This is a genomic window from Flavonifractor sp. An112 (genome assembly GCF_904377885.1).
GTDB classification, from domain to species: Bacteria; Bacillota; Clostridia; order Oscillospirales; family Oscillospiraceae; genus Flavonifractor; species Flavonifractor avicola.
The window spans coordinates 1-18,223 of sequence record NZ_CAJFGT010000003.1; the positions used below are offsets into that span (position 1 = coordinate 1).

Annotated in this window: 15 protein-coding genes and 1 pseudogene; 6 read left to right on the forward strand and 10 right to left on the reverse strand. The window is 64.0% G+C overall.

What is annotated here, in order from left to right; translation table 11 throughout:
• Nucleotides 1–101: 101 nt before the first annotated feature.
• Nucleotides 102–971 (reverse strand): YihY/virulence factor BrkB family protein, encoded by an 870-nt coding sequence (locus tag IHN22_RS00590; protein WP_087267643.1) that lies wholly within the window; start codon nucleotides 969–971, stop codon nucleotides 102–104.
• Nucleotides 972–1,106: 135 nt separating this feature from the next.
• Nucleotides 1,107–1,370: a 30S ribosomal protein S20 gene (gene rpsT / locus IHN22_RS00595; RefSeq protein WP_087187261.1), complete on the reverse strand. Its 264-nt coding sequence runs from the start codon at nucleotides 1,368–1,370 to the stop codon at nucleotides 1,107–1,109.
• A gap of 199 nt (nucleotides 1,371–1,569) precedes the next feature.
• Here rpsT and gpr point away from each other — a divergent pair, with 199 nt between their 5' ends.
• Nucleotides 1,570–2,472, forward strand: coding sequence for a GPR endopeptidase (gene gpr, locus IHN22_RS00600; protein WP_191433039.1), 903 nt, complete (start codon nucleotides 1,570–1,572; stop codon nucleotides 2,470–2,472).
• Nucleotides 2,473–2,523: 51 nt separating this feature from the next.
• Here gpr and lepA read toward each other — a convergent pair whose 3' ends face one another.
• Both lepA and IHN22_RS00610 read right to left on the reverse strand, forming a co-directional pair.
• Nucleotides 2,524–4,332 carry a translation elongation factor 4 gene (lepA, locus tag IHN22_RS00605; RefSeq protein ID WP_191433040.1) on the reverse strand — a complete coding sequence of 603 codons (1,809 nt, stop codon included), beginning with the start codon at nucleotides 4,330–4,332 and terminating at the stop codon, nucleotides 2,524–2,526.
• A gap of 188 nt (nucleotides 4,333–4,520) precedes the next feature.
• Nucleotides 4,521–5,216, reverse strand: coding sequence for a helix-turn-helix domain-containing protein (locus IHN22_RS00610; protein WP_087267636.1), 696 nt, complete (start codon nucleotides 5,214–5,216; stop codon nucleotides 4,521–4,523).
• Nucleotides 5,217–5,396: 180 nt separating this feature from the next.
• Here IHN22_RS00610 and pta point away from each other — a divergent pair, with 180 nt between their 5' ends.
• Nucleotides 5,397–6,380: a phosphate acetyltransferase gene (pta, locus tag IHN22_RS00615; protein ID WP_191433041.1), complete on the forward strand. Its 984-nt coding sequence runs from the start codon at nucleotides 5,397–5,399 to the stop codon at nucleotides 6,378–6,380.
• A gap of 353 nt (nucleotides 6,381–6,733) precedes the next feature.
• The gene (locus tag IHN22_RS00620) at nucleotides 6,734–8,221 is read left to right on the forward strand and encodes a peptidoglycan DD-metalloendopeptidase family protein (RefSeq protein WP_191433042.1); all 1,488 of its coding nucleotides are present in this window, start codon (nucleotides 6,734–6,736) and stop codon (nucleotides 8,219–8,221) included.
• 58 nt (nucleotides 8,222–8,279) lie between these two features.
• Here IHN22_RS00620 and IHN22_RS00625 read toward each other — a convergent pair whose 3' ends face one another.
• From IHN22_RS00625 to IHN22_RS00650, 6 genes are read right to left on the reverse strand one after another with little or no spacing between them, the layout of a single operon-like run.
• Nucleotides 8,280–9,023, reverse strand: coding sequence for a 2Fe-2S iron-sulfur cluster-binding protein (locus IHN22_RS00625; RefSeq protein ID WP_191433043.1), 744 nt, complete (start codon nucleotides 9,021–9,023; stop codon nucleotides 8,280–8,282).
• Nucleotides 9,020–10,813 carry an NADH-ubiquinone oxidoreductase-F iron-sulfur binding region domain-containing protein gene (locus tag IHN22_RS00630; protein WP_191433044.1) on the reverse strand — a complete coding sequence of 598 codons (1,794 nt, stop codon included), beginning with the start codon at nucleotides 10,811–10,813 and terminating at the stop codon, nucleotides 9,020–9,022. The genes IHN22_RS00625 and IHN22_RS00630 overlap by 4 nt, the downstream gene beginning before the upstream one ends.
• On the reverse strand, nucleotides 10,806–11,282 hold the full coding sequence (locus tag IHN22_RS00635) for a complex I 24 kDa subunit family protein (RefSeq protein ID WP_087326476.1): 477 nt from the start codon (nucleotides 11,280–11,282) through the stop codon (nucleotides 10,806–10,808). Before IHN22_RS00635 ends, IHN22_RS00630 begins: the two co-directional genes overlap by 8 nt.
• A gap of 44 nt (nucleotides 11,283–11,326) precedes the next feature.
• On the reverse strand, nucleotides 11,327–11,608 hold the full coding sequence (locus IHN22_RS00640; protein ID WP_087326474.1) for a MoaD/ThiS family protein: 282 nt from the start codon (nucleotides 11,606–11,608) through the stop codon (nucleotides 11,327–11,329).
• Nucleotides 11,609–11,612: 4 nt separating this feature from the next.
• On the reverse strand, nucleotides 11,613–13,415 hold the full coding sequence (locus IHN22_RS00645; RefSeq protein WP_191433045.1) for an aldehyde ferredoxin oxidoreductase family protein: 1,803 nt from the start codon (nucleotides 13,413–13,415) through the stop codon (nucleotides 11,613–11,615).
• A gap of 3 nt (nucleotides 13,416–13,418) precedes the next feature.
• On the reverse strand, nucleotides 13,419–13,889 hold the full coding sequence (locus tag IHN22_RS00650; RefSeq protein ID WP_087187272.1) for a 4Fe-4S dicluster domain-containing protein: 471 nt from the start codon (nucleotides 13,887–13,889) through the stop codon (nucleotides 13,419–13,421).
• 283 nt (nucleotides 13,890–14,172) lie between these two features.
• Between IHN22_RS00650 and IHN22_RS00655 the strand changes: the two genes are divergently transcribed.
• From IHN22_RS00655 to IHN22_RS00665, 3 genes and pseudogenes are all read left to right on the forward strand, one after another.
• Complete coding sequence (locus tag IHN22_RS00655) at nucleotides 14,173–15,084, forward strand: LysR family transcriptional regulator (RefSeq protein ID WP_087399142.1); 912 nt, start codon at nucleotides 14,173–14,175, stop codon at nucleotides 15,082–15,084.
• Nucleotides 15,062–16,279 carry a molybdopterin molybdotransferase MoeA gene (gene glp / locus IHN22_RS00660; protein WP_191433046.1) on the forward strand — a complete coding sequence of 406 codons (1,218 nt, stop codon included), beginning with the start codon at nucleotides 15,062–15,064 and terminating at the stop codon, nucleotides 16,277–16,279. The genes IHN22_RS00655 and glp overlap by 23 nt, the downstream gene beginning before the upstream one ends.
• A gap of 22 nt (nucleotides 16,280–16,301) precedes the next feature.
• Nucleotides 16,302–18,202 (forward strand): annotated as a pseudogene (locus tag IHN22_RS00665) (molybdopterin biosynthesis protein).
• Nucleotides 18,203–18,223: the final 21 nt, after the last annotated feature.

Genomic DNA, 18,223 nt, shown 5'->3' on the forward strand with positions numbered 1-18,223 from the left:
AAAGGGACGGATTCCCACGAAAAACGGCCGCCCGGTGGGCGGCCGTTTTTCTCGGAATGACGGGTCTTTGTACGAGCTGCACATTTTGCAACAGGCCCTTTTTATTTCTCTTCTTTTTTCAGATCTTTCAGCAGCTTCAGCTTTTTGTGCTTGTACCACACGCAGTTGAAGATGTTGCCGATGATGAGGATATTGCCGCACAGGTAGAGCCACACCAGCATGATGATGATGGAGGCCAGAGACCCGTACACCAGGGAGTACCGGGAGGACAGGCCGATGAACCAGGAAAACAGGATGGAAAAGACGGAGAGCACCACCGCGGTCAGAAAGGCCCCGGTCATTACCGGCGGGCGTGGTTTGCCCTGGGGGGCGGCTACCCGGTACACCAGCATCACAAAGAGAAACACCAGCAGAAAGAGGAGCAGAAAGCGCATCCACTGCCAATCCCAGGGCAGGGAGTTGGTATCCAGATGGAGCAACCGCTCCGCCGCCTGGAAGAGCCAGCCGCCGGTGAGGAGCACCACCAGGGAGAGAAAGATGGTGACCAGCAGCAGCAGGGCAAAGAGCACGCTGGCGATCACCTGCCGCAGGCCCCGGTAGCCCTTACGGCCGTAAATCTCCTCCATAATGTTCATCAGGGCCCGGAAGGCCGCCGAAGCAAAGAACACCGTCATGAAAACCCCTGCAATGAGCAGGCCGGGAGACTGATTGGTGGTGATATAGCCCACATACTCCATCAGAATATCCCGGGCCGCCCTGGGCAGCAGGGGGGAGGCGGCAGCCAGCACCTCCTCCAGATCCACCGGCAGCAGGCTGATAAATGCATTGATGCAGATGAGCAGGGGGAAAAAGGACAGGATGAGAAAGTAGGCCAGCTCCGCCGCCGAGCGGGAGATGTGCTTGGAGAAATAAATGTCCACCATCTCCAGCGCAAATTTCACCGGCTTCTTTTTCAGCAGCTCTTTGGGCATGGGCCCACCTCCCGGACACAGGTTCCTTTTAGATATACCATAAAATGGAAGAAATTGCAAGGGGAGAGACCGGCCTGTCCCGTTTGGGCAGCAAAAAACCGCCTGCATGGCAGGCGGTTTCATGTTGACCACAGATTAGGCCAGCTTGTTCAGCTTGATGGTCATGGCGCTCTTCTTGTGCGCAGCGTTGTTCCGGTGCAGCAGACCATGAACCACGGCCTTGTCGACCGCCTTAACGGCCACCTTGTAAGCGCCCTCGGCCTCGCTGCGGTTGCCTTCAGCCAGCGCAGCCTCAAACTTCTTGATGTCGGTCTTGAGAGCGGACTTCGCGGCCTTGTTCTGCATGGCCTTGGTCTCGTTCACCAGGACACGCTTCTTGGCAGATTTAATATTCGGCAAACCAAACACCTCCTCCGATGACGATAGTAAATACACATAGTTTGCCTGTGCATTTTTACATTCTAGCAGGAAGCAAGAGAAATTGCAACAGTTTTTTTTAGGTTTTTTCACTTTTTTTGTATATGGGGCCGCTCTCCGCAAAAAATAGAGGCAAGCAGCATACAAAACACCATATCTTGGGGTGTACAGGAGGACGCATATGGAACAAAGAAGGACGGATTTGGCGCTGGAGGCCGCCCAGCTGTGGCGGGAGGGGGGCAATACCGGGGAGCTGCCCGGCGTGACCCAGCAGGAATCCACCCGGGAGGGCTACCCGGTGACCACGGTCAAAGTGCTGGACGACCGGGGGGCAAAGGCCATCGGCAAGCCGGTGGGCACCTATGTGACGGTGGACCTGTCCGCCCTGGTCCGCCGGGAGGAGGACGCCTTTGGCCGGGCGGCCCGGGCGGTGGCGGCCGAGCTGAAAGCCCTGCTCAAGCTGCCGGAAGGGGCCCCTGCCCTGGTGGTGGGGCTGGGCAATCGGGCCATCACCCCGGACAACATCGGACCCGCCGCCGCCGACCACACCATGGTCACCCGCCATCTGGTGGAGCAGGTGCCGGAGCACTTCGGCTCCTTCCGGCCGGTGGCCGCTCTGGCGGCGGGGGTGCTGGGCACCACCGGCGTGGAGAGCGGGGAGCTGGTGCGGGCGGTGACCGAAAAGATCCGCCCCTCCTGCGTCATCGCGGTGGACGCCCTGGCCTCCCGCAGCCTAAGCCGGGTGTGTACCACCGTTCAGCTGGCCGATACCGGCATCACCCCCGGCTCCGGGGTGGGCAACGCCCGGGCGGCCCTGGACCGGGCCAGCCTGGGGGTGCCTGTCATCGCCGTGGGGGTGCCCACGGTGGTGGATGGGGCCACCCTGGCCGCCGACCTGCTGGCTGAGGCGGGCCAGGCCCATCTGGACCCCCAGGCCCTTCAGGGGGCGGGGGAGGGGCTGATGGTCACCCCCAGGGACATCGACGCCCGGGTCACCGACCTGGCCAAGGTGGTGGGGTTCGGCATCAACCTGGCCCTCCAGACCGGTCTGACGGTGGAGGATGTGGAGCTGTTCCTCAGCTGAGGAGGCGGATACAAAAAAGACCTGCTGCAATCATGCAGCAGGTCTTTTGCCTTATTCTTCGTCCAATTTAAGCACGGCCATAAACGCCTCTGTCGGGATCTGAACCGTACCAAGGCTCCGCATCTTCTTCTTGCCCTCTTTCTGCTTCTCCAGCAGCTTCTTCTTTCGGGTGATGTCGCCGCCGTAGCACTTGGCCAGCACGTCCTTGCGCATGGCCTTCACGGTTTCCCGGGCAATGACCTTGCCGCCGATGGCGGCCTGGACCGGGATCTCGAAGAGCTGACGGGGGATGTTCTCCTTCAGCTTCTCGCACAGCCGCCGGGCACGGGGATAGGCCTTGTCCTTGTGGGCGATGAAGGATAGGGCGTCCACCTGGTCGCCGTTGAGGAGCATATCCACCTTCACCAGCTCGGAGGGCTCATACCGGTCCATCTCGTAGTCCAGGGAGGCGTAGCCCTTGGTGCGGGCCTTCAGGGTGTCGAAGAAGTCGTAGATGATCTCGCCCAGAGGCATGGAGTAGTGGAGCTCCACCAGGTTGGTGTCCAGATACTGCATATCCTTATACTCGCCCCGGCGCTCCTGGCACATGGGCATGATGTTGCCCACATAGTCGGGGGGCGAGACGATGGACACCTTGGCGTAGGGCTCCTCCGCCATTTCAATGACGGCGGGATCGGGGTAGTTGTGGGGGTTATCCACCATGACCACGCTGCCGTCGGTCTTGGTGATGCGGTAAATAACGGAGGGCAGGGTGGTAATCAGGTCCAGGTCAAACTCCCGCTCCAGCCGCTCCTGGATGATCTCCATGTGGAGCATCCCCAAAAAGCCGCAGCGGAAGCCGAAGCCCAGAGCCACGGAGGATTCCGGCTCGAAGGACAGGGAGGCGTCGTTGAGCTGGAGCTTCTCCAGGGCGTCCCGCAGGTCGGGGTACTTGGAGCCGTCCTCGGTGTAGATGCCGCAGTACACCATGGCCCGGGCGGGGCGGTAGCCGGGCAGAGGCTCCGCCGCCGGGGCCTCCGCCCCGGTGATGGTGTCGCCCACCTGGGTGTCCTTCACGTTCTTGATGGAGGCGGTGAAGTAGCCCACCTCGCCGGCGATGAGTTCGTTGCAGGGCTCCATGCCCAGGGGCAGCAGGTGGCCGCACTCCAGCACCTGGTAGGTGGCGCCGGAGGCCATCAGCTTCACGTTCATGCCGGTCTTGATGGTGCCTTCCATCACCCGGAAGTAGACGATGACCCCCCGATAGGGGTCGTACTGGCTGTCGAAGATGAGGGCCTTCAGGGGGGCATTGGGGTCCCCCTTGGGGGCGGGGACGTTCTTCACGATGTCCTCCAGCACGGCGGGGATATTGATGCCCACCTTGGCGGAGATCTCGGGGGCGTCCTGAGCGGGGATGCCGATGATATTCTCAATCTCGTCCTTCACCCGCTGGGGGTCGGCGGCGGGCAGGTCGATCTTGTTGACCACCGGCAGGATCTCCAGGTCGTGCTCCATGGCCAGGTAGGTGTTGGCCAGGGTCTGGGCCTCAATGCCCTGGGCGGCGTCCACCACCAGAATGGCGCCCTCGCAGGCGGCCAGGGACCGGGACACCTCGTAGTTGAAGTCCACATGGCCGGGGGTGTCGATGAGGTTGAGCTCGTAGGTGTTGCCGTCCTCGGCGGCGTAGTTGAGCTTGACGGCCCGGGCCTTGATGGTGATGCCCCGCTCCTTCTCCAGGTCCATGTTGTCCAGCAGCTGGGACTCCATCTCCCGGGCGGTGACGGCGTTGCACTGCTCGATCAGCCGGTCGGACAGGGTGGACTTGCCGTGGTCGATGTGAGCAATGATCGAGAAGTTACGAATCTTGGATTGATCAGTCATAGACAAACCTCCAGTTGGGGGATGAACCAAATCAAAGCCCAGCGCAACGGGTTTGATTTGGAGAGGACGAGCAACGGAATGAGTGAGCTTTGCCCGTCAGGGGAAAGCGAAGGATATGGAGTTTGGGAGGACGAGGTCATACCTCCCGTAATGATGTGATTTTGGTGATGGGGTGGGGGGAAGGTCTGTTACTTCTCCCGGCGCTCTGCCGTCCGGCGGTTGATGCGCTCGCCGGTATTGTGGATGATCTGGAGCAGGGACTGGTACAGGCCGGGATAGTTCTCCATCAGGGCGTCGTTGTTCATGGGAGGGAAGTTGCCCTTGTCCTTGACGTGGGCGGCCAGGGCCTCGGTGTAGTCGGCCTCGGCGCAGATCATGTCGGCAAAGGGCACCCCGGCAGTGAACTGCCGGGCGGGGACGGAGAAAAAGTCCTCGTTCTGGGTGCCGTCCGCCCGGTAGAGGTGGCGGAACAGCTTATAGATGGCGGTGCCCAGATAGTCGGCGGCGGCGTTGATGGCCTCCTTCTTGCCGGTCTTGCCCAGCAGGTCGAAGAGCACGCCGGTGGAGTTGACCAGCAGCTTCTTGTTCAGGGTGGCCAGGATGGAGCCGTGGAGCACGTTGTCCTTCTCGGTGGAGTAGTCGTACAGCTCCTCGGCGGCGATGGTTGTGCCGTCCCGGCTCAGGGTCCGGCCCAGCAGGAAGTCGGCGGATACGTTATAGTAGTTGCAGGCCTTGATGACAAAGGCCAGGCCGGGCTCCCGGACGCCGTTTTCATAGTGGGACAGCAGCGCCTGGCTGATGCCCAGGTCCTTGGCCACCGCCCGCTGAGACGCGCCCTTCTCCTGCCGCAGCAGAGACAGGCAGCGGGAAAAATCAGAAGTCATAGTACACCTCTCCTAATAAACAGTGTGTATAGTATAATTGCAAAAATACCAAAAGTAAAGCGGATTTTTCCACAATATTTTTCATCCAGGTTCTTGTAGCGGCCAGCGGGACAGGTGTATAATAGTTATACCGCCAAGTATTTGGCAAAAGTTCGGATCAATGAAATGGAGGAGATTCCCATGGCTATTCATATGTTTCAGACCCTGATTGACACTCTGAAAAAGAGCCCCAAGAAGATCATTTTCACCGAGGGTACCGATGCCCGTATCCTGGAAGCCAGCGCCCGTCTGCTGGCCGGTACCTTCCTGACCCCCATCCTCATTGGCAACGAGGAGGCGGTTCACGCCGCCGCCGAGGAGGCCGGCTTCAACATCCGGGGCGCCGAGATCATTGACCCCGCCACCTATCCCGAGATGGATAAGCTGGTGGACGCCATGGTGGAGCTGCGTAAGGGCAAGATGACTCCCGATGAGTGCCGCGCTGCTCTGAAGAAGGGCAACTACTTCGGCACCATGCTGGTGAAGATGGGCGTGGCCGACTGCCTGCTGGGCGGCGCTACCTACTCCACCGCCGACACCGTCCGTCCCGCCCTGCAGCTGATCAAGACCAAGCCCGGCAACAAGATCGTGTCCTCCTGCTTCATCCTGGTCCGTGAGGGCGTGGGCGAGAACACCGTGCTGGCCATGGGCGACTGCGCCATCAACATTGACCCCACCGAGGACGACCTGGTGGAGATCACCACCGAGGTGGCCCACTGCGCCCGCACCTTCGGCATCGACCCCAAGGTGGCCATGCTGAGCTACTCCACCAAGGGCTCCGGCAAGGGCGAGACCGTGGACAAGATGCGCCACGCCTACGAGAAGGTCATGGCTACCAACCCCGACTTCGCCGTGGACGGCGAGCTGCAGTTTGACGCCGCCGTGTCCCCCAAGGTGGGCCAGCTGAAGTGCCCCGGCTCCCCCGTGGCCGGCTACGCCAACACCTTTATCTTCCCCAACATCAACGCCGGCAACATCGGCTACAAGATCGCCCAGCGTCTGGGCGGCTTCGATGCCTACGGCCCCGTGCTGCTGGGCCTGAACGCCCCCATCAACGACCTGTCCCGCGGCTGCAACGCCCAGGAAGTCTATTCTATGGCTATTATCACTGCTGCGCTGGCTTAATCAGTTACTTACGGAAACCGGAGCACTCGTCAGGGTGCTCCGGTTTTTTATATATGGAAGGCTTCCGGCAAATTGACAAAAAAGTTTGGCGGACAGGGGCGGAAAACCGCCGGTCTTGGGGGTGGGGCGGTTCCTTTTTTGTCCTATCCACCAGATGTCGTGGTGTGAAAATTCCTTTCTCCACAGGGAGAGAAACTGTTCGCTTTTCCCGGAAAGCCTTGACTTTTGGATCAGATGCGTGTATCATTACGACTGTAACCATTTGTAACCTTTTCGTTTCCGGCTGTTACCGATCGGATACAGACCGGATACAGACTCATTGATATTCCACGATATAGGAGGGGAATCCCCCCATGGACGAGATCCTTCATATTCCACAGGAACGGGAGACTGAGAGTCTGACCGCCCGGCTGCGGGCCAAGGCCCAGACCGCCGGCGGCGCCATCCGCGCCGGCGCCGGGCGGTTCCAGCACTGGGCCGACGCCGCCACTGCCGGCGGCGGCCGCATTGTCAGCCCGTTCCACTTCCTGGCTGTGGCCGCCGTTGTGGGCGTGGCCGCTGTGGTCACCTCCGTTTACACCCCCGCCTATGTGGTGGAGATGAACGGCGTGGCTCTGGGCACCGTCACCTCTCCTCAGGTCTTTGAGGACGCGGTGGATCGGGTAGAGGCCCGGGCCACGCAGATCCTGGGATATGACTACACTCTGGACGGTGATATTACCTACTCCTTCGCCCTGGTTGAGCAGGAGAACATTACCCCCGCCGCTGAGTTTGAGACCTATCTCTTCGATCAGATCGGCGACGTGATGAAGAACTATGTGCTCACCGTCAACGGCCAGTTTATCGGCGCCGCCCAGGACCGTGAGACTCTGGATATCGTTCTGGACCAGGTGAAGGCCCCCTATATCAATGAGAACACCATCTCCGCCGAGTTTACCTCTGGCGTGTACATCACCCACGAGTACACCGCCTCCGACGTCAACCAGGATGCCGACGCCATGCTGGCCGCCCTCACCGCCAATCAGAACGGCCAGACCACCTATGAGGTGCAGCAGGGCGATACCTTTGTGGACATCGCCGTGGCCAACGGCATGACCCTGTCCGAGCTGGAGGCCCTCAACCCCGGTGTGGACAGCAGCCGCATTTACATCGGTCAGATCGTCAACGTGAAGGAAGAGATCCCCTTCCTGTCCGTTAAGACGGTGGATCACGTGACCTACACCGAGGAGATTGCCTGCCCTGTGGTGGAAGTGGAGGATGACTCCATGTACCAGGGTGAGTCCAAGGTACTGGACGCCGGCGTGCCCGGCGAGCAGGTGGTCACCGCCGATGTGTCCTACCTCAACGGCGTGGAGCAGGAGCGCACGGTGCTGGAGACCCAGGTCACCCGTGAGGCCACCAACAAGGTCATCGCGGTGGGCACCAAGGTGCGGCCCTCCTGGCTGCCTACCGGCACTTACATCTGGCCGGTGTACGGCAACATCACCTCCAGCTTTGGTTACCGCTCCATCTTCGGCTCCTACAGCTACCACAGCGGTCTGGACATCGCCACCTCCTACGGCACCACCATCAAGGCCGCCGACGGCGGCACCGTGGTGTGGTCCGGCACCGGTACCGGCAGCTACTGGAGCTACGGCAACTATGTGGTCATCGACCACGGCAACGGTGTGCGTACCCTGTACGCCCACTGCTCCAGCCTGCTGGTCTCCACCGGCGACAAGGTCTACCAGGGCCAGCCCATCGCCCGTGTGGGTTCCACCGGCCGGTCCACCGGCAACCACTGCCACTTTGAGATACAGATCAACGGCACTGCCGTCAACCCCCTGGCCTACCTGGGGTAAGATCATCAAACATAAAAAGCCCGGCGCGTCATACGACGCGCCGGGCTTTTTTGTGCTGTTATTGGTCTCCGTAGGTGTGGGCCAGCACCTGGGCCAGGGCGGCCTTCCGGCAGCGCTCACACAGCGTTTCCGGCTCCTCGCCCGCCTTTTGGGCGGCCAGGGCCAGCTCCTCCGACGTGCCGATCACCGCGCCGCACTGGGCGCAACGCACCAGGGTAAAGGTCTTGCCCCAGATGGTGCGGGTGTCCGCCGTCTCGGTGAGGGGGATGGCGTCGGTGGGGCACACGCTGGCGCAGGAGCCGCAGCCCACGCACACCGGGCTGGGGTCGTGGTAGGGGGTAGCCACCTCCTTGGTGACTCCCCGGTTGACCGTAGAGATGGCCCCCACGCTCAGCTCGGCGCAGGCCCGGGTACACAGCCCGCACAGGATGCATTTGCCGCTGTCCACCGGCTTGAGCCGCTCCAGCGGGGGCGCGCCGTAGTGGGTACACATCTGGGCAATCAGTTCGCTGTCCGGAGCCCGCTTGTGGAGGAGGGACAGAATCATCCCCCGCTGGCGGCGGACCTTGTCGCTGTCGGTGGACACGGTACATTCCCGCTCCACCGGGTAGACGCAGGACACCACGATTTTGGGGCCCTTGCCCTCGTCTACCTCCACAATGCACACCCGGCAGCAGCCCTGCCCGGGCAGGGCCTCGTGGTGGCACAGGGTGGGGATGTAGATGCCGTTGCGCCGGGCCACCTGGAGGAGAAATTCCCCCTTCTCACAGCTGCACTGTTTTCCGTCAATGGTAATGATCATCCCGCCACCTTGCCTTTCGTCTCCACCGCGCCGAACTTGCAGGCCTCCCGGCAGGAGCCGCAGGCGATGCACCGGGCGGGGTCAATGACATGGGGCTCCTTCACGCCGCCGGAGATGGCCCCGGCGGGGCAGGCCCGGCTACAGGCCCCGCAGCCCACGCACTTGTCCTTGTCAATGGCAAAGCTGGTGAGGGCGGTACACACCCCTGCCGGACAGCGGTGCTCCAGAATGTGGGCCTCGTACTCCTGCCGGAAATACTTCAGGGTGGTGAGCACCGGGTTGGGGGCCGACTTGCCCAGGGCGCACAGGGAGCTGTCCGCCAGGGTGCGGCACAGCTCCTCCAGCACTTCCAGGTCGCTGAGCTGCCCCTTGCCCTGACAGATGTCGGTGAGGATGGCCAGAATATGCCTCAAGCCCTCCCGGCAGGGGGTACACTTGCCGCAGGATTCCTCCGAGAGGAACTTTACATAATATCGGGCCACCTCCACCATGCAGCTGCGGTTGTCCATAACGATCATGCCGCCGGAGCCCATCATGGCCCCGTGGCTTTTCAGGGTGTCAAAGTCCACCGGCAGGTCCAGCAGCTCCTCGGGGATGCACCCGCCGGAGGGGCCGCCGGTCTGCACCGCCTTGAAGGGGCGATCCCCCTGGATGCCGCCGCCGATGTCGAAAATCAGGTGGCGGAGGGTGGCCCCCATGGGCACCTCCACCAGGCCGGTGCGCTTCACCTTGCCCACCATGGAGAACACCTTGGTGCCCTTGGACCCCTCGGTGCCCAGCTTGGCAAATTCCGCTCCGCCCCGGTCCAAAATCACCGGAATGTTGGCGAAGGTCTCCACGTTGTTGAGCACCGTGGGCTGGTCCCACAGGCCCCGCTGCACCGAGCGGATGTACTTGGCCCGGGGTTCGCCCACCCGGCCAGCCACCGACGCCATCAGCGCCGTGGACTCGCCGCACACAAAAGCGCCGCCGCCTCTGACAACGGAGAGTTTTAATTTCTTGTCAGATCCCAGGATGTGATCACCTAAAATGCCCGCCGCCTCGGCGTTGGCGATGGCTTCCTTGATGTGGGCCACCGCCAGGGCGTACTCGTCCCGGATGTAGAGGAAGCCGGTCTCCGCCCCGATAGCCAGGGCGCAGATGGCCATGCCCTCCAGCACACTGTGGGGGTCTCCCTCCAGAATGGAGCCGTCCATGAAGGCGCCGGGGTCGCCCTCGTCGCCGTTGCACACCACATACTTGGGGAAGTTGTCATACCCGGCGGCGGTGCGCCACTTCCGGCCGGTGGGGAAGCCGGCGCCCCCCCGGCCCCGGAGGCCGGACAGCTCCACCTGGGTGATGATCTCGTCGGGGGTCATGGCAAGGGCCTTTTTCAAAGCGCTGTACCCGCCGCGGTTGACATAATCTTCAACGCTGGCGGGGGAGATGATGCCCACGTTCCGCAGGGCCACCTTCACCTGGGGGGCAAAGAAGGGATTGTCCTCCCGGCGGGTGACCGGCTGACCGGCGTCGTTTTTGGCCAGCAGCCGGGTGACAGGCTGACCCTGTTCCACCGTCTGGGCCACGATCTCGGCGGCGTCGGCGGGCTTCACTTTGTAGTAGGTGATGTCGTCGGGGAGTATGCGCACCATGGGGCCGTTTTCGCAGAACCCCTGGCAGCCGGTCTCCTTGACCAGGCACTCCACCTGATGGCCGGTGCCCGCCAGCAGAGCGCGGAAGGCCTCCGCCACCTTGGCGCTGCCGTTGGCCAGGCAGCCGGTGCCGCAGCACACCAATACCGTTTTACTCATGGCCTTCCACCTCCCGGTACTGGTCCAGAATTTTGGGCAGCTTCTCCAGGGTCACCCGCCCGTAGTAGGTGCCGTCCACCACCATCACCGGGGCCAGGGCGCAGGAGCCCAGGCAGTTCACCAGCTCCAGGGAGAACAGCCCGTCCTCCGAGGTCTCCCCGGCATCGATGCCCAGCAGCCGCCGCACCCCGTCCAGCAGGGTGGTGGAGCCCCGGATGTGGCAGGCAGTGCCGTCGCACAGCTTGATGATGTGCCTGCCCTTGGGCTTGAGGCTCAGGGCCTTGTAGAAGGTGGCCATGGCGTACAGGGAGGACAGGGGACAGCCCAGGTAGGCCGCCAGGGCCTCCATGCCCTCCCGGGGGATGTAGTTGAATTTATGCTGCATATCCTGGAGCATGGCCAGGCTGAACCGCTGCTCCGGGGGATAGGCCTGTAAGATGGCCTGAATGTCCTCCATGGGGATATCCATATGGGTTTCACCGCCTTTTTTGGGTTTGGCGGGGGAGCGGGGGCTCAGCCCCCGGCCACCACCGGGAAGATCTGCACCGTGTCGCTGTCTTTCAGCAGAGTGTCCAGGCCGGAGAGGAACTCCACCCGGCGGCCGTTGACCAGCACGATGATTTTCTCCCCCAGTGCGTCCCCGGCGGGGGAGAAGAACTCCCCCCGGAACCGGGGGCCAAAACGCCGGGACAGGTCCTCCCCCAGCGCCCCCACGGTGGGGGGCGGGGAGAGGACCAGCTCCTTGGTCCCGGCAAACTCCTTTTCCCGCAGATAGGCAAAGAATTTCACCGTCATAGGCTTATTTCAGGTTGAGGGAGGCCAGCTTCTCCGGGGTGGGGATGCCCTCCGCCGTCCAGCCACGGGCGGCGTAATACTCCGCCAGCATGGTGTACAGGTCGTTGACCTTGCCCGCCGCCGGGCCCTCGGGCAGCTTCTCCCGCAGCAGCCGGGGAGGCAGGGTGTCCTTCTCCACACCGGCGGCAATGTTGAACTGCTTCTCCAGGTTCCAGATCCGCTCACCTTTCAGCAGGATCTCCTCGTCGCTCTCGTCGCTGCCCACCGCCTCCCGGTACTGGGCCGCCACCTCGGGCAGGCCGATGCCGAAGGTGGTGAACAGGCAGATGCCGGTGGCGTCCACCAGGGCGGTGAGGTCCTGGAAGGTTTTCAGCAGACCCGCCTTGCCCTCGGTGACCAAGGGGTCCATCTTCATGGGGATGCCCAGCACCTCGGGGGAGATCATGTAGCCCCGGACGTGGCAGCCGCCCCGGTTGGAGGTGGCGTACTCCAGGCCGATGCCCTGGATGGCCCGGCCGTCATAGGCGGGCATCTCCTGCTTCTTCACCGACATGGACAGCTCGGGATGGCCGTATTTTTCCGCCATGCGGTAGGAGCCCAGGCCCATGATTTTGCCGAAGCCCTCCCCCTTGCAGGTCATCTCCACCGCCTTCACCATGGCCGCCGCGTCGCCGAAGCGGAGGGGGAAGCCGATGTCGGACTCGGGGATGGCTCCCATCTCAAAGAGCTCCATGGCGCAGGCCACGGTGGCTCCCATGGTGATGGGGTCGATGCCGTACTGGTTGCACAGGAAGTTGGCGTCGCACACCGCCGCCAGATCGTTGACGCCGCAGTCGGCGCCGAAGGACCAGCCCGCCTCGTACTCGGGACCCTCGCCCTTGGACTTGAAGGGCCCCTCCTTGATCTCCACCGCCCGGCCGCAGCCGATGGAGCAGCCGAAGCAGCCCTTGTTCCGCAGCAGATACTTGGCGGCCAGGGTCTCGCCGGAGATGTCGTCGGCCAGATCGTACACCGAGCCGTCCCGGCCGTTGCGCAGGGGCAGGCCGCCGGTGGCGTTGACGATGTTTACCAGAATTTGAGTGCCGTAGGCCGACAGGCCGGCTCCGGTGACCGGGTGGGCCTTCAGCTTGGCCCGGGCGTCCACGCAGGCCTCAAAGAAGGCCTCGGGCCGGGCCACCGTCACCGAGCCGGTGCCCCGGACGGCGATGGCCTTCAGCTTCTTGGAGCCCATCACCGTGCCCATGCCGCCCCGGCCCGCCGCCCGGTGCTTGTCGTTCATGATGGCGGAGAAGAGACAGCCGGTCTCCCCGGCGGGGGCGATGCAGGCGATGCGGAACTCGTCCCCCAGCTCCTCCCGCAGCAGGTCGGTGGTCTCGAACACGTCCTTGCCCCACAGGTGGGAGGCGTCCCGCAGTTCCACCGTGCCGTCGTTGATGTAGAGGTACACCGGCTTCTCCGAGATGTTCTCAAAGATGATGCCGTCGTACCCGGCGTATTTCAGCTCGGGGCCGAAGTGGCCGCCGGAGTTGGCCGCCCCGATGGTGCCCGTCAGGGGGGACTTGGCCACCGCGTTGTACCGGCCGGAGGAGGTGGCGCAGGTGCCCGTCAGAGGGCCGGTCATGAAGATCAGCTTGTTGTCCGGCCCCAGGGGGTCGCAGTTGGGGTCGCACTCGTCGCAGTAATACTTGGTGCCCAGACCACGGGCCCCCACATACTCCTGGGCGTTCTTCTGGTTCAGGGGCTCCCTGCGGATGGACCCCGCCGCCAGATCAATGCGTAAAATCGTGCCGGTATATCCGTTTCCCATGGCTCACCCCTCCGTTCCCATGGCGGCCACAATCTTGTCCGCCGTCAATTTTTTTCGTACGTCCCGCGCGTCCGGGTCCTCAAAACTCAGGGCCCCGCCGGGGCAGTACTTGACGCACTTGGGGTCCCCGCCGCACAGGTCGCACTTGAATACCTTCTTCACGATGGTGGAATAGGACATATTGCCCAGAGGGCAGGCGCTGCGGCACATCTTGCAGCCGATGCACTTGTCGTAGTTGATGACGCAGGCCCCGTTTTCGTCCCGGCGGATGGCCTTCACCGGGCACACCTTCATGCAGCTGGCGTCCTCGCACTGCTGGCACACCACCGGCACCGCCAGGGTGGCGGCCTCATACTCCAGCACGGTGATGTTGGCCAGGCGGGGGTTGAACTGCTGGTAGTGGCCGAAGGAGCACACCAGCTCGCAGGTGCGGCAGCCGATGCATTTCTCCGGCTTGACAACGAGTTGTTTCATCCCTTTCCTCCCATTCCCGGCGGGAACGGAGGCACACCTCCTTTTGAAACAGAATTTGAACTCCTGATTTTAGTGTAGGAGCACGGGGGCGGGAAGTAAAGGGAAGGACTGGGAATTCATATTGCTTTTGTGCATAAAGGGCCGTATAATAAGGGCAGCTAAACTGTACGTTCTGCCATCAAAACCGGGGTAAGGAATTGCCCCTGTAAGGCGGGAGCCTGTTGCCGCCGGGGATTGGCGGCCCACCCCCGCATATACCTTTTGGCTATAAGGAGGGAGCAGCTTGCAGATCGCCCAGATCCGATATTTCGTCACCGCCGCCCAGCTGCAAAACCTATCCAAGGCGGCGGAGGCCCTCCACCTCAGCCAGCCCTCCCTGTCCCGCAGCATCGCCCGGCTGGAGGAGGAGCTGGGCACCCCGCTGTTTACCCGCTCCGGCAAGCGCATCCTGCTCAATGAGCCGGGCCGCCGGTTTCTGGAGAGCGCCCGGGCCATGCTCCGGGACCTGGACGACACCCTGCTGGAGCTGGGGGAGCTGTCCGCCGGGCCGGTGAAGCGGCTGTCGGTGGGGTGCTGCGGCGGGGAGGAGAAGGTGGCCGCCTGTCTGGCCGCCTTTGCCGATGCCCGGCCAGGGGTGGAGTTCCAGCTGGACTGCCGCATTGAGGAGCTGGAGGTCCCCGACATCAACAAATACGATATGCTGCTCTGTCCCGACGACAGCCGGTATGAGAAGTTCCGGGGCTACCCCCTGGGCAGCGAGCGCTACCTGCTGGCCCTGCCTGCCCACCACCCTCTGGCCCGCCGGGAGCCGGTGGATTTGAAGGCCCTGGAGGGCCAGCCCATGGTCTTTCTCAGCAGCCCCGGCCACTGGCTGGAGGAGCCCTACTACCTGTGCGCCGGGCTCAACCTCCATCCGGCCACCCGCTGTCTGGTCAACGACCGGGAGGGTCACCGCCAGGTGGTGGCCGCCGGACTGGCCCTGGGCTTTGTGCCCGAGGGGGCCGCCGCCCCCTACCGGGCAGACTCCCGCATTGCCCTGGCCCGGCTGGCCAGCGGCCGGTTTGCCCGGCCCCTGATGCTGTGCTTCAAGCGGGAAAAACATCTCAGCCCTGTGGGGCTGGAATTTCAAGCCTTCGCCCTGGACTTTTTCGGGGTGGGAAAGGAGGGGGACCATGCTCACCGTCATGACCCCTGAGGAACTTTTGACACGGATTGCAAATACCTTCGGCCCCCTGGACCGGCCCCCGGAAACCGTGGGGCTGGACCGTGCCCTGGGCCGGGTGCTGGCCCGGGATATTCTGGCTGAAGAATATGTGCCCGGGTTTGACCGCTCCACCGTGGACGGCTACGCCCTGCGGGGGGCGGACACCTTCGGGTGCAGTGAGTCCATCCCCGCCCTGCTCACCTGCACCGGGGCGGTGGAGATGGGCAAGGAGCCCGCCTTTGCCGTGGGCCCCTATCAGTGCGCCGCCATCCCCACCGGCGGGGCCCTGCCGGAAGGCGCCGACGCCGTCCAGATGGTGGAGCACACCGAGGACTACGGCGGCGGGGAGATCGGCATTGTAAAGAGCGTTCCCCCGGGGGCCAACCTGATTTTTAAAGGGGACGACGTGAAGCCGGGGGACCTGGTGCTGCCCAAGGGCCGCAGGCTGGAGCCCCAGGACGTAGGGGCTTTGGCGGCCCTGGGGGTGACTCAGGTGCCGGTGGTCCCCAAACTGCGGGTGGGCCTGATCTCCACCGGGGACGAGCTGGTGCCCCCGGAGGGGGACCCCGGCCCCGGACAGGTGCGGGACGTGAACGGCCCCCTGGTGGCCGCTCTGCTGGCCCAGGCGGGGGCGGAAGCGGTGCCCCTGGGCATTGTCCCCGACCGGGAGGAACTGCTGAGAGAGGCGGTGGAGAAGGCTCTGGAGCGCTGCCACTGCGTGGTGCTGTCGGGAGGCAGCTCGGTGGGGGAGAAGGACGCCGCCTGCCGGGTGATGGCCTCTCTGGGTGAGGTGCTGTGCCACGGGGTGGCCATGAAGCCGGGCAAGCCCACCCTGCTGGGAAAGGCGGGGGGCAAGCCCATCCTGGGCCTGCCCGGCCACCCGGTGGCCGCCCTGTTCACCGCAAAGCTTTTTCTCATCCCCCTGCTGGCCCGGCTGGAGGGGCGGACCTGGGCGGAGCGGACGGTGTCGGCACGTCTGGCCCAGACCGTCCCCGCCAACCACGGCAGGGCCCAGTACACCGGCGTCACTCTGGAGGAGAAGCCCGACGGGATGTGGGCCGTGCCCATCTGGGGCAAGTCGGGGCTCATTACCACCCTGGCCGGGGCGGACGGCTTCTTCTGCGTCCCCCGGGACCGGGAGGGCATCCCGGCCGGGGAATCTGTAGAGGTGTCCCTCTTCGGGTAGTTTTATATCAGGAGGCGTTTTTATGCCCTTTACTTATCTGACCAACCTCCCCCTGGAGCAGGCGGAGGAGCGCTACCCCGCCTGGCTGGCGGAGGGGGGCTTTCAGCCCAAAACCGAGACGGTGCCGGTGGCGCAATCGGCGGGCCGGGTGACCGCCCGGGCGGTCTACGCCACCCTGTGCGCCCCCCACTATCCCGCCTGCGCCATGGATGGCATCGCCGTGGCGGCGGCGGATGCCTTCGGCGCCACCGAGACCACGCCGGTGACCCTGGAACCCCATCAGTTCACGGTGGTGGACACCGGTGACCCCCTGCCCGAGGGGAAGGACGCGGTGGTGATGATTGAGGATGTGCTGTGGGAGGGGGAGAAGGCCGTCCTCCATGAGGCCGCCGCCCCCTGGCAGCACATCCGGCAGATCGGGGAGGACGTGTGCGCCGGGGAGATGCTCCTCCCCACCCATACCTCCATTACCCCCGCCGCCATCGGGGCCATGATCGCCGGTGGCGTGCTGGCGGTGGAGGTGTTCACCCGCCCGGTGGTGGGGATCATCCCCACCGGGGACGAGGTGGTGCCCCCCACCGACCACCCCCAGCCGGGGGACGTGCTGGAGTTCAACTCCTCCATCTTCTCCGCCATGATCGGGGAATGGGGCGGTACGGCCAGGACCTACCCCATCGTGAAGGACAACAAGGCTGACCTCACTGACGCCCTCACCAGGGCCGCGGAGGAGTGCGACCTGGTGGTGCTCAACGCCGGGTCGTCGGCGGGCCGGGAGGACTATTCCGCCGCCGTCATTGGCACGGTGGGGGAGGTGCTGTGCCACGGGCTGGCCATCCGCCCCGGCAAGCCCGCCATTCTGGGCCGGAGAGGCCCGGTGCCGGTGCTGGGGGTGCCCGGCTATCCGGTCAGCGGCATTCTGGTGCTGGAGCACCTGCTCCGCCCCCTCATCGAACACTGGACCGGCAAGAAAGCCTCCGCCCGGGAACAGGCGGAGGCGGTGCTGGCCCGGCGGGTGGTGTCGGGGCTGAAATACCGGGAGTTCGTCCGGGTACGGCTGGGCCGGGTGGGGGATAAGCTGGTGGCCTCCCCCCTGGCCCGTGGGGCCGGGGTGGTGTCCTCCTTCCTGAAGGCCGACGGCATCCTGGACATCCCCCAGGGCAAGGAGGGCCTGGAGGCGGGGGAGAAGGTCACCGTCTCTCTCCTGCGGCCCCGGGAGGAGCTGGAGCGCACTCTGGTAATGATGGGCAGCCACGACCCCCTGCTGGACGAGGTGGCCGATCTGCTCCACCAGACCCACCCTGACTTGTACATGAGCTCCACCCATGTGGGCTCCATGGGGGGCATTATGGCCCTCCGCCGGGGGGAGGCCCACGGGGCGGGATGCCACCTGCTCAATGAGAAGGACGGAACCTACAACACTTCCTATCTGGAGAAGTATTTCCCCCAGGGGGGGTGTATCAGGTGGAGTGCGTGGGCCGCACCCAGGGCCTGATGGTGGCCAAAGGCAATCCCCTGGGTATCAAGGGCTTTGGGGACATTGCCAACCTGCGGTACGTCAACCGGCAGAAGGGCTCGGGCACCCGCATTCTGGCCGACTACCTGTGCCGGAAGGAGGGCATCGACCCCGCCGCCGTGTACGGCTACGACCGGGAGGAGCTGACCCACACCTCGGTGGCCGCACAGATCGCCGCCGGCACCGCTGACGCGGGCATGGGCATCCTGTCCGCCGCCCGGCTGTATGACCTGGATTTTCTGCCGGTGTGCGTGGAGCAGTACGACCTGCTCATCCCCGATTACGCCTGGGGCACCCCGGCGGTGGAGGCCCTGCTGGAGGTGCTGCAAAGCCCGGCTTTCCGGGAACGGCTGGAACAGCTGGGGGGTTACACCATTGACCAGCCCGGCCGGGTGCGGCGGCATTTTTAAAGGGGCACATTAAGAGAGGAG